The sequence below is a fragment of the Mammaliicoccus sp. B-M6 genome, assembly GCF_022386965.1.
Classification (GTDB): Bacteria; Bacillota; Bacilli; order Staphylococcales; family Staphylococcaceae; genus Mammaliicoccus; species Mammaliicoccus sciuri_A.
In genome coordinates this window covers 17,821-30,477 of record NZ_JAJNHJ010000003.1, presented here as the reverse complement: position 1 = coordinate 30,477, position 12,657 = coordinate 17,821, and the positions used below count along the sequence as shown (strand labels likewise).

Sequence of the window (12,657 nt, the reverse complement as noted above, 5' to 3'; positions counted from 1 at the left end):
GAAGAAACACAAGAGAAATTGAGCGTTAAAGGAGTCGGTGTTTTATGATCAGATTTGAAATTCATGGTGAAAACATCACAGTGACTGATCCGATAAGAAATTATATTGAGGACAAAGTAAGTAAACTAGAAAGATATTTTACTAATGTCCCAGAGGCGATAGCCCACGTTAAAATCAAAACTTATCAGGATTCTAGAAGTAAAATTGAAGTAACTATTCCGTTGAAAGATGTTACTTTAAGAGCTGAAGAAAGACATGAAGATTTATATGCTGGAATCGACTTAATAACTAACAAACTCGAAAGACAAGTACGTAAGTACAAAACTAAGGTTAATAGAAAGTATCGCGATAAAGGGCGAGATAAAGATGTCTTTGCAGTAAGTCCAGATTCAGCTGCACCTGAAGAAGTTGAAGAGAATGATAGCGATAATGAAATTGAAATCATTCGTTCTAAGCAATTTGCTTTGAAACCAATGGATTCTGAAGAAGCAGTATTACAAATGAACTTACTAGGACATGATTTTTACATCTTTACTGATGCAGAAACAGATGAAACAAGCATCGTTTATAAACGTAAAGATGGTAAATATGGATTAATTGAAACTTCAATACAATAAAAATCATTCACACGAACTGGTGCAGAATTTCTGCACCAGTTTCTTTGGCTATTGATAGCTTTTAATCTACAGAGGTGGTAATCTTAAATAGTGTAAAAAGAGATATAAACGTGATATGATATATTGTTGTAAGATTACTAGTTTTCTAGTTGAAGGAGAGAACAAAATGGGTTTTTTATCAAAAATAGCTGATGGTAACAAACGAGTTGTTAAATCACTCGGAAAATTAGCAGATCAAGTCATCAATTTAGAAGATGAAATTGCTAAATTAACAGACGATCAATTAAGAGAGAAGACAGAACAATTCAAAAAAGAATTGTCAGAAATAGAAGATTATAAAAAGCAAGAAAAATATTTAGATAAAATACTACCTGAAGCATATGCAATCGTAAGAGAAGCATCTACTAGGGTATTTAATATGACACCATTTAAAGTACAAATAATGGGTGGTATTGCCATTCATCGTGGTGATATTTCAGAAATGAAAACTGGTGAAGGTAAAACATTAACAGCAACAATGCCAGTTTATTTAAATGCGCTAACAGGTAGAGGCGTTCATGTTGTTACAGTCAATGAATATTTATCAAGTTCACAAAGTGAAGAAATGGCGCAATTATATAATTTCTTAGGTTTATCAGTTGGACTTAATTTGAATTCAATGGATACGGATCAAAAGCGTGAAGCATATGCAGCAGATATCACGTATAGTACAAATAATGAACTTGGATTCGATTATTTAAGAGACAACATGGTTACGTATAAAAAAGACCGTGTTATGAGACCTCTTAACTTTGCCATCATTGATGAGGTTGACTCAATTTTAATTGATGAAGCGAGAACACCACTAATCATTTCAGGTGAAGCAGAAAAATCAACAACGTTATATACACAAGCTAACGTATTTGTAAAAATGCTTAAAGGTGAAGATGATTTTAGTTATGATGAAAAAACTAAAGCCATCACATTAACAGAACAAGGTATTGATAAAGCTGAACGCATGTTCAAAATTGATAACTTGTTTGACGTGAAACATGTTAACTTAATGCATCATATTAATATTGCATTAAAAGCAAATAGAACAATGTTTAAAGATAAAGATTATGTTGTTGAAGATGGCGAAATTATGATTGTCGACCAATTTACAGGTCGTACAATGCCAGGTCGAAGATTCTCTGACGGATTGCATCAAGCAATTGAAGCAAAAGAAGGTCTAGAGATTCAAAATGAATCTAAAACAATGGCATCTATTACGTTCCAAAACTTCTTTAGAATGTACAACAAATTATCAGGTATGACAGGTACAGCTAAGACGGAAGAAGAAGAGTTCAGAAATATTTATAATATGACTGTTACGCAAATTCCAACAAATAGACCGATACAACGTATAGACGAAGCGGATTTAATTTTTGCATCTCAAAAAGGTAAGTTTGATGCAGTTGTTAAAGATGTAATCGAGCTTCATAAGAAAGGTCAACCAGTTTTATTAGGTACAGTTGCGGTTGAAACAAGTGAATATATTTCACAACTATTAAAGAAAAAAGGCGTTAGACATAACGTATTAAACGCGAAAAACCACGAACGTGAAGCGGAAATTATTTTAAATGCAGGTCAAAAAGGTGCAGTAACCATTGCAACTAACATGGCAGGTCGTGGTACGGATATTAAACTTGGAGAAGGCGTTGTTGAACTTGGAGGTTTAGCTGTAATTGGTACAGAACGTCATGAATCAAGACGTATCGATGACCAATTAAGAGGACGTTCAGGTCGTCAAGGTGACGTTGGTCGAAGTAGATTCTACTTATCATTACAAGATGAATTGATGGTTCGTTTCGGATCAGAACGTATGCAATCTTTAATGGGTAAATTAGGTATGAATGATGATACGCCAATTGAGTCTAAAATGGTTTCTAGAGCAGTAGAATCTGCTCAAAAACGAGTTGAAGGTAATAACTTCGATGCACGTAAACGTTTATTAGAATACGATGATGTACTAAGAAAACAACGTGAAATCATTTACGGTGAGCGTAATGATATTATTGAAAAAGACGATGTACAAGACATTGTTAAAGATATGATTAAATCATCATTAGAGCGTGGCGTGAACTATCACTTCGCAACAAATGAAGAAGAAATTGATTTTGAAGCACTCGTTCAATATATTGAAGACTCATATGTACCACAAGGTGCAATTAAAGTTGACGATATTCGCGGTAGAGATTATGAAGATATCGTAGAAATTGTATTAGAAAAAATTAAAACACAATACAAAGCTCAACAAGAAGACTTTGGTGATCAAATGTCTGAATTTGAACGTATGATTGTGTTAAGAACAATAGACCGTAAATGGACTGATCACATTGATACAATGGATCAATTACGTACAGGTATCCACTTAAGATCTTATGGTCAAATCAATCCACTAAGAGAGTACCAAAATGAAGGTTTGGATTTATTTGAAACAATGTTGAATGAAATAGAAGATGAAGTAAGTAAATACATTCTTAAATCAACAATTGACCGTGGTGAACAAGTTGAACGTGAACAAGTTGAAATAGGTGAAGCTAAACATGTGAGTGCGAACGATGGTAAAGAAAAAGTTAAACCAAAACCTATCGTCAAAGATGAACAAGTTGGCCGAAACGATCCATGTCCATGTGGTAGTGGTAAGAAATATAAAAACTGTCATGGTCAAGCATAAAGGAGTAATTTTATGGAATTAACGGAAATTAGACAAACATTAAATAAAAATAATGAAAAATTAATGAATATCAGGGGGTCTCTTTGACTTAGAAAATAAAGAGACGAACATTCAAGAATACGAAGAAATGATGGTTGATCCATCATTCTGGGACGATCAGAATAAAGCACAAGACATCATTAACAAAAACAATGTATTAAAGTCTGTAGTCGGTGATTTTCATACATTAAATCAACAGATTGAAGATTTACTTACAACTGTTGAACTTTTACAAGAAGAATATGATGAAGATATGCATGAAATGCTTGAGCAAGATTTAAAAGCGTTACAAACAGACATCGATCAATTTGAATTGAAACTTCTACTTAATGGTGAACATGATGAAAATAACGCAATATTAGAATTGCATCCAGGTGCAGGTGGTACAGAATCTCAAGATTGGGGTTCAATGCTACTTAGAATGTATCAACGTTTTGCAGAACAAAAAGGATTCAAAGTGGAAACGTTAGATTATCAAGCTGGAGATGAAGCGGGCATTAAAAGTGTCACAATTCTTATCAAAGGTCATAATGCATATGGATATTTAAAAGCTGAAAAAGGTGTCCACAGATTAGTGCGTATTTCTCCATTCGATTCATCAGGAAGACGTCATACATCATTTGTATCTTGTGATGTAACACCTGAATTTAATAATGAAAAAATAGAAATAGAAGTTAATTCTGAAGACATTACAGTCGATACTTATAGAGCATCTGGTGCAGGTGGACAGCACGTCAACACGACTGATTCAGCTGTTCGTATTACACACCAACCAACTGGTATCGTCGTAACATGTCAAAATGAAAGATCACAAATTAAAAACAGAGAACAAGCTATGAAAATGTTAAAAGCGAAACTCTACCAAAAAGAACTTGAAGAACAAGCAGCAGCTCTAGATGAAATTAGAGGCGAACAAAAAGAAATTGGATGGGGTAGTCAAATACGTTCATACGTATTTCATCCATATGCTATGGTTAAAGATCATAGAACTAATGAAGAAACAGGTAATACAAACGCAGTTATGGATGGGGACTTAGATCCATTTATCGATGCATATTTAAGAAGTCAAATTAATGAAAAATAATTTAAAGCAAGAAGCTAGGATGATTTTAAATATCCTAGCTTCTTTTATGATAATTAAAATTGTGAATTATTGAACAAAATGATGTCAGACGCTGGTTTACATGGTAAAATATAGTTGATAATAAAATGAATGGAGTGTTATACATGAAAATCAAAATGGGCATGATTTCTGTAATAGCATTATCAGCGTTAGTATTTGCAGGATGTGGACAATCAAGCGATGATAGCAGCAAAGAAGAATACAGTTCACAAGGGGAAAAAATCTTTAAAAACAATTCTTGCGTAGGATGTCATGGTAAAGATTTAGAAGGTGCATCTGGACCATCACTTAAAAAAGTCGGTGCCAAAATGTCTGAGTCAGATATTGAAAAAATTATCAACGAAGGTAAGGGGAATATGCCGAGTCAAGTTGTAGATGAGAAAGAAGCAAAAGAAGTTGCTAAATGGCTAGCTAAACAAAAATAATCATTTATATTCAATTTGTATATAAATTGGAAATTTTAACGTTGGAAAACATATGTAATTTAATTGAATATTGATAAATAAAAAAGACGATGTTAATTGTGTGTAAATAATTAACATCTCTTTTAAAATGTCTACATGACAGTCTTTAGTAACATTTTTATCTATAAAATTATAGAATGTTAACGTTTATATTACAGATTTGTAACAATACAATATTGCGATAGAAATTGTGCTATATTATTTCCAGTATTAATTGAGAAACATCATATAAATTTAAAATATAAACGTAAATACATACACTTCGGGAGGATATTTCATCATGAAGAAGACTTTCATTACATTAGCATCTGTTACAGCTTTAACAAGTTTAGCAAGTTCATCTGCTTATGCAGCTGATATTAAAGTTAAAGAAGGACAATCATTAGAGAATATTGCAGAAGAATATGGCACATCAGTATCTGAAATTAAATCATTAAATAATATCGACGTAGACGTTAAAGAAGGACAAACATTAAAAGTATTAGAAGATAACATCTATACAATTCAAGAGGGAGATACACTTAACAAAATAGCTGAAAAATTTGATGTTAATGTATCAGACTTAAAAGAATGGAACAATTTATCTTCAGATTTAATTTTAGTAGGTGATGAATTAAAAGTTGCAGCAGAAACTTCAGAACCAACTGCTGAACCTACTAGTTTGACAGTTAGTGCACCTGAATCTCCTGCTCAAGAAGATTCATTATTAAGATACGTATTTGAACAAACATCATATGGTAATGTATACAATAGTGAAGATTCAGTAGCTTATGTTGCACCGACATTTAACTACAGCCAATCAACACAATATACAGAACCAGTTTCATACAGCCGACCAAATTCTGGTGGTGGAAGTAACTTATACACTTCTGGACAATGTACTTACTATGCATTTAGTAAACGTCCAGATCTAGGTAATACTTGGGGTAATGCTAACAACTGGGCTAATGCAGCAGCTCAAGCTGGTTACACAGTAAACAACAGCCCATCAGCTGGTTCAATTTTACAATCAACTGCTGGTGGATATGGACATGTAGCTTATGTAGATAAAGTGAATGCTGATGGTTCAATTCAAGTTTCTGAAATGAACTATCAAGGTGTTGGCGTTGTATCTTCACGTACAATTTCAGCATCAGCAGCTGGTTCATATAATTATATTCATTAGTTTTTATAGTAATTTAATAAATAAGCAAGTAGTTAATTCAGTTTAAGAATTTTAACTATTTGCTTTTTTTTATCATTATAGTTGATATAATAAACGTAAATGTTAGTGTAGAGGTTTGAAAACATGAAAAAAAGGTTAAAAATCATATTAGTTATACTTTTGTTATTGATTATTAGTATCAGTGTTTATAAAGTATTAGATATCAATAAGTTTCAAACGAACGAACAGTTTAAAGAGCAACAAGGGAAGCAATCGTTTCAAAACAGTCATCCAGCTACAGGCATGAATGTAAATAATGAAACTGTAAATGTTTTTTCAACTGAAAAATCAAAACAATTAAAAGAGGTAACATCTAAAAATGATATTACAGTTATTAATTTATTTGCCTCTTGGTGTGACCCTTGTAAACGAGAAATGCCTGAACTTGTAAAATATGCAAAGCACGAAGATAAAGGTGTCGAATTAGTTGGTTTAAATGTTAAAGATAAACGAAAGCCAGCTAAACAATTAATGGACGATGTAAATGTGAATTACGATGTTTACGTTGCGCAAGATGATTTTCTAGAAAAATATAAATCGTATAATATACCTACAACTTTGTTTGTAGATAAAAATGGCGAAATCAAAAAAGTGTATTTAGGTGAATTATCTGAAAAGACACTAAACAACTTAGTTACACAAGTTAAGGAGGAAATTTAATGGGGGTACATCAATATTTTAAAAGTTTGTCTGATTTAGAGAAATTAGTAAGATGTCCAGGTAAATTTAAGTATCAAGACCATAATGTCGCAGCACATTCCTTTAAAGTAACGAAAATAGCGCAATATTTAGCAACAGTAGAAGAACAAAATGGTCAAGAAATAGACTGGAAACTTGTATATGAAAAAGCTTTGAACCATGATTATCCTGAAATATTTACAGGTGACATTAAGACACCCGTGAAATATGCGTCTTATGAAATTAAAAAATTATTCTCTCAAGTTGAAGAAGAGATGATCGATAAATTTATAACAGAAGAATTCCCTGAGCAATATCAAGATATATATAGACATAGACTACAAGAGGGTAAAGATGATAGTATAGAAGGGCAAATATTAAGTGTTGCTGACAAAATTGATTTATTGTATGAATCTTTTGGTGAAATTCAAAAGAGAAATCCAGAACCTTTATTCTTCGAAATTTATGAAAGTTCATTGGAAACGATCATGCAATTTGATCATTTAGCTTCTGTACAAGATTTTATTCAACATATTATACCTGATATGTTACAAGAAAAATTTATACCACGTTCAGAGTTAAGAGAGATAACAATGACGATACTTGAGAAACGTGAAACAAAAAGGAGTTAGTGAATTGAATGATTTGGCCGATTCTAGCTTTGTTTCTTCCTTGTTTAATGGTTATTATTTTCACGCAAATTGCTCAAAATAAATGGATTGGATTACTTGTATCCAGCATTATAATTGGTGTTTCGGTTTATAAAGGCTTTTTTAACAATGAGCTTATCATGTTGTTAGATGTACTGAGTTTAGTGGCAGGCTTTTATATAGTTGATACACTTAAAATAGATAAAATTGAATCAAGATAGATAAGAGGAATAATCATTTAGATTTTTCCTCTTATTTGTATGTAAATTTAAAATTAACGAACAAATGTTTGGTCATTTTTACAAATTTTTGATAAAATAAATATATATATTACAGAAAATGAGGAGGTTCCTATGCAACATTTTCCTTTTAAAATACATTCTGACTATTCACCTCAAGGGGATCAGCCAGAAGCTATTAAATCTCTTGTAAATGGTATAAATGAAGGCAAGAGACATCAAACTTTACTAGGTGCAACAGGTACAGGTAAGACATTTACGATGAGTAATGTCATCAAAGAAGTCGGTAAACCTACATTGATTATTGCACATAATAAAACGTTGGCTGGACAGCTATATAGTGAGTTTAAAGAATTCTTTCCTGAGAATAGAGTAGAATACTTCGTTAGTTATTACGATTATTATCAACCTGAAGCATATGTACCTCAAACGGATACTTTTATTGAAAAAGATGCCTCTATAAATGATGAAATTGATAAACTTCGACATTCAGCTACTAGCGCATTGTTTGAACGAGATGATGTTATCGTTATTGCGAGTGTCAGCTGTATTTATGGTTTAGGTAATCCAGAAGAATATAAAGACTTAGTTGTAAGTACGCGTGTCGGTATGGAAATGGAACGTAATGAATTGTTAAGAAAGCTTGTCGATAACCAATATTCACGAAATGATATAGATTTTAGACGTGGTACATTTAGAGTTAGAGGAGATGTTGTTGAAATATTTCCAGCATCACGAGATGAATTATGTGTCAGAGTAGAGTTCTTTGGAGATGAAATCGATAGAATTAGAGAAGTGAATTACTTAACAGGTGAAGTTATTGCTGAAAGAGAACATTTTCTATTTTATCCCGCATCTCACTTCGTAACACGTGAAGAAAAAATGAAAGTTGCGATTGAGCGTATTGAGAAAGAACTTGAAGAACGATTGGCTGAACTTCGAAAAGAAAATAAACTTTTAGAAGCTCAACGACTTGAACAAAGAACGAATTATGATTTAGAAATGATGAGAGAAATGGGCTTTTGTTCAGGCATTGAGAACTACTCTGTACATTTAACGTTACGACCAAAAGGATCTACACCATATACATTATTAGATTACTTTGGTGATGATTGGTTAGTGATGATTGATGAATCTCACGTAACGCTTCCTCAAATTAGAGGTATGTATAATGGTGACCAAGCGAGAAAAAATGTCTTAGTAGAACACGGCTTTAGATTACCAAGTGCTTTAGACAATAGACCACTTAGATTTGAAGAGTTTGAAGAAAAAACGAAACAATTGGTTTATGTTTCAGCAACACCGGGACCATATGAAATTGAACATACTGATGAAATGGTCGAACAAATTATTCGTCCTACAGGTTTATTAGATCCAATTGTCGAAGTCAGACCAAGTGAAAATCAAATAGATGATTTAATGGCTGAAATTAATGAGAGAATAGAAAGAAATGAACGTGTATTAATTACAACATTAACTAAAAAAATGAGTGAAGATTTAACGACTTATTTAAAAGAAGCCGGCATTAAAGTGAATTATTTACACTCAGAAATAAAGACATTAGAAAGAATAGAAATCATTCGAGACTTAAGAATGGGTGTTTATGATGTATTAGTTGGGATTAACTTACTAAGAGAAGGTTTAGATATCCCAGAAGTTTCACTTGTGACGATTTTAGATGCAGATAAAGAAGGTTTCTTGAGATCAGAGCGTTCGTTGATTCAAACGATTGGTCGAGCTGCACGTAATGATAAAGGTAAAGTTATTATGTATGCTGATAAAATTACAGATTCTATGAGAACAGCATTAGATGAAACAAGTAGAAGACGTGCTACTCAAGAAGCGTACAACGAAGAACACAATATAACACCGCAAACAATTAACAAGAAAATACGTGATGTAATATCAGCAACTGTAGAAACGGATGAAGTAACCGAAAAAGATACTAAAAAAGCGCCTAAGAAACTTACGAAAAAAGAAAGAGAAAAGACAATCGAGCGCATAGAAAAAGAAATGAAAGATGCTGCGAAAGATTTAGACTTCGAGCGTGCATCTGAACTAAGAGATATATTATTTGAACTAAAAGCAGAAAGGTGACTGAGATGAAAAACAAATCCATCATCGTAAAAGGTGCAAGAGCACATAATTTAAAAGATATAGATATAGAAATACCTAAAGACCAACTTGTAGTTATGACTGGATTATCTGGTTCAGGAAAGTCGTCTTTAGCATTTGATACGATTTATGCAGAAGGTCAAAGAAGATATGTAGAATCATTAAGTGCCTATGCGAGACAATTTTTAGGGCAGATGGACAAACCAGATGTAGATTTAATTGATGGTCTTTCTCCAGCGATATCAATCGATCAAAAGACAACAAGTAAAAACCCAAGATCAACCGTTGCTACCGTAACTGAAATATATGATTATTTAAGACTATTATATGCAAGAGTTGGAAGACCAATATGTCCAAACCATGGTATTGAAATTAAATCACAAACGGTTCAACAAATGGTTGATCAAGTTATGGAATTAGAAGAAAGAACAAAAATACAAATTCTTTCACCAATCGTTTCAGGGCGTAAAGGTACACATAAGAAATTAATCGAAGACATTGCTAAAAAAGGCTATGCAAGGTTAAAAGTAGATGGCGATATTTTAGATGTAGATGATGTGCCAGATTTAAACAAAAATCAAAATCATTCTATTGATGTCGTGATTGATAGACTTGTCATTAAACCAGGTATTGAAGCAAGATTAGCTGATTCATTACAAACAGCGCTAGAATTAGCTGACGGTAATGCAGTTGCTGATATTATTGATGGTGATGAAATTAAATTTTCTGAACATCATGCTTGTCCTATTTGTGGTTTTTCAGTAGATCAATTAGAACCTAGAATGTTCTCATTTAACAATCCTTTTGGTGCTTGTCCATCTTGTGATGGCTTAGGAAGTAAATTAACTGTAGATGTTGATTTAGTCGTGCCAGATAAGACATTAAGTTTAAATGAAGGCGCAATTTTGCCATGGCAACCAATCAGTTCTAATTATTATCCAACTTTATTAAAACAAGCTTGTGAACATTTTAAAATCGATATGGATAAACCATTTAACAAATTAACGAAAAAAGAAAAGAACATCGTCTTAAGAGGTCATGATGATGAAATAGAATTTAAATTTAATCAAGATTATGGCGTTAAAACAGAAAGAAAAAGAACGATGGCTTTTGAAGGTGTGCTAAATAATATTGAACGTCGTTACCATGATTCACCATCTGAATACGTTAGAGAAGTGATGCAAAAATACATGGTCGAAAAAACATGTGAAACATGTGATGGTTATCGTTTAAATGAAAAAGTACTTTCTGTCAAAATTGATGGCCAACATATCGGTGAAGTAGTTAGATATTCAATTTATAATGCAATTAAACATTTTGATAATCTAGATTTAGATGAAACAGAACGTAAAATTGCGAAACTCATTTTAAAAGAAATACATGAAAGATTATCTTTCTTAAATAATGTAGGATTAGAATATTTAACACTTAATCGAGCATCAGGTACTTTATCAGGTGGGGAAGCACAACGTATTAGACTGGCAACTCAAATTGGATCTAGATTATCTGGTGTGCTATATGTGCTTGATGAGCCTTCTATCGGTTTACATCAAAGAGACAATGATCGCTTAATTGATACATTGAAATCTATGAGAGATATGGGTAATACATTAATTGTCGTTGAACATGATGAAGATACGATGAAAGCTGCGGATTATTTAATTGATATAGGTCCAAAAGCAGGCGTTCATGGTGGTGAAGTAGTTGCGAGTGGAACACCTGAAGAAGTTATGGCAAATGAACAATCTTTAACAGGTAAATACTTAAGCGGTAAAGAGAAAATCTTTGTACCAGCTAAACGAAGAAAAATCACGAAACGTAAAATATCTGTTAAAGGTGCGACAAGTAATAACTTGAAAAATGTCGATGTAGACTTCCCATTATCAGTTATGACATGTGTAACAGGTGTTTCAGGTTCTGGTAAAAGTTCATTAGTAAATGAAGTATTGTACAAAGGTTTGCAAAAACAATTGTATAATACGAAAACAAAACCAGGTGAACATAAATCTATAAAAGGTGTAAATGAAATTGAAAAAATTATAGATATTGACCAATCACCAATTGGTAGAACACCACGTTCAAATCCTGCAACTTATACAGGTGTATTTGATGATATTAGAGATGTATTTAGCCAAACGAATGAGGCAAAAGTGAGAGGTTATCAAAAAGGAAGATTTAGTTTTAATGTTAAAGGTGGCCGTTGTGAAGCTTGTAAAGGTGACGGCATCATTAAAATTGAAATGCATTTCTTACCAGATGTATACGTACCATGTGAAGTTTGTGATGGAAAACGTTATAATAGAGAAACATTAGAAGTAACTTATAAAGGAAAAAGTATTTCTGATGTATTAGAAATGACAGTAGAAGATGCTTATCACTTTTTCGAAAGTTTACCTAAGATAAATAGAAAATTAAAAACAATAGTAGATGTTGGTTTAGGATATGTTAAACTAGGTCAACCCGCAACAACTTTATCAGGCGGTGAAGCACAACGTGTGAAACTTGCTTCTGAACTTCATAGACGATCTAATGGTAAGTCATTATATATACTTGATGAACCAACAACAGGTTTACACGTAGATGATATTAAACGTTTATTAAGTGTGTTAAATAGACTCGTTGAAAATGGCGACTCTGTCATCATTATTGAACATAATTTAGATGTCATTAAAACAGCAGACTATATTATAGATTTAGGTCCAGAAGGTGGAGATGGTGGCGGTGAAATTATTGCTACTGGAACACCAGAAGACATTGTAGAAGTTGAAGCATCTTACACTGGTAAATATTTAAAACCAATTTTAGAACGAGATCGATCATAAACCAGGAG

The 12,657-nt window shown here is 32.5% G+C and carries 10 protein-coding genes; all 10 read left to right on the top strand.

Going from position 1 to position 12,657, the window contains the following annotated elements:
* Positions 1 to 44 precede the first annotated feature (44 nt).
* The 10 genes from hpf (at position 45) to uvrA (ending at position 12,649) form a co-directional block, all read left to right on the top strand.
* The gene (gene hpf / locus LQ693_RS01625; RefSeq protein ID WP_037588746.1) at positions 45 to 617 is read left to right on the top strand and encodes a ribosome hibernation-promoting factor, HPF/YfiA family; all 573 of its coding nucleotides are present in this window, start codon (positions 45 to 47) and stop codon (positions 615 to 617) included.
* A 166-nt stretch (positions 618 to 783) separates the two neighbouring features.
* Positions 784 to 3,315, top strand: a complete 2,532-nt coding sequence (secA, locus tag LQ693_RS01620; RefSeq protein ID WP_107565260.1) for a preprotein translocase subunit SecA — start codon at positions 784 to 786, stop codon at positions 3,313 to 3,315.
* A 12-nt stretch (positions 3,316 to 3,327) separates the two neighbouring features.
* A protein-coding gene (prfB, locus tag LQ693_RS01615) for a peptide chain release factor 2 (protein WP_107565259.1) occupies positions 3,328 to 4,438 on the top strand; the annotation gives its coding sequence in 2 pieces (ribosomal slippage) (positions 3,328 to 3,399 and positions 3,401 to 4,438; 1,110 coding nt in all).
* A gap of 143 nt (positions 4,439 to 4,581) precedes the next feature.
* On the top strand, positions 4,582 to 4,902 hold the full coding sequence (gene cccB / locus LQ693_RS01610; RefSeq protein ID WP_107596541.1) for a cytochrome c551: 321 nt from the start codon (positions 4,582 to 4,584) through the stop codon (positions 4,900 to 4,902).
* A 319-nt stretch (positions 4,903 to 5,221) separates the two neighbouring features.
* The gene (locus LQ693_RS01605; RefSeq protein ID WP_025904527.1) at positions 5,222 to 6,106 is read left to right on the top strand and encodes a LysM peptidoglycan-binding domain-containing protein; all 885 of its coding nucleotides are present in this window, start codon (positions 5,222 to 5,224) and stop codon (positions 6,104 to 6,106) included.
* 123 nt (positions 6,107 to 6,229) lie between these two features.
* Positions 6,230 to 6,805 carry a TlpA family protein disulfide reductase gene (locus LQ693_RS01600; RefSeq protein WP_037588750.1) on the top strand — a complete coding sequence of 192 codons (576 nt, stop codon included), beginning with the start codon at positions 6,230 to 6,232 and terminating at the stop codon, positions 6,803 to 6,805.
* On the top strand, positions 6,805 to 7,455 hold the full coding sequence (locus LQ693_RS01595; RefSeq protein ID WP_025904529.1) for an HD domain-containing protein: 651 nt from the start codon (positions 6,805 to 6,807) through the stop codon (positions 7,453 to 7,455). Before LQ693_RS01600 ends, LQ693_RS01595 begins: the two co-directional genes overlap by 1 nt.
* An 8-nt stretch (positions 7,456 to 7,463) precedes the next feature.
* Positions 7,464 to 7,694 (top strand): DUF2198 family protein, encoded by a 231-nt coding sequence (locus LQ693_RS01590; RefSeq protein ID WP_025904530.1) that lies wholly within the window; start codon positions 7,464 to 7,466, stop codon positions 7,692 to 7,694.
* Positions 7,695 to 7,826: 132 nt separating this feature from the next.
* Positions 7,827 to 9,809 (top strand): excinuclease ABC subunit UvrB, encoded by a 1,983-nt coding sequence (gene uvrB / locus LQ693_RS01585; protein WP_107565257.1) that lies wholly within the window; start codon positions 7,827 to 7,829, stop codon positions 9,807 to 9,809.
* A gap of 5 nt (positions 9,810 to 9,814) precedes the next feature.
* Positions 9,815 to 12,649 (top strand): excinuclease ABC subunit UvrA, encoded by a 2,835-nt coding sequence (uvrA, locus tag LQ693_RS01580; protein ID WP_239703049.1) that lies wholly within the window; start codon positions 9,815 to 9,817, stop codon positions 12,647 to 12,649.
* Positions 12,650 to 12,657 lie beyond the last annotated feature (8 nt).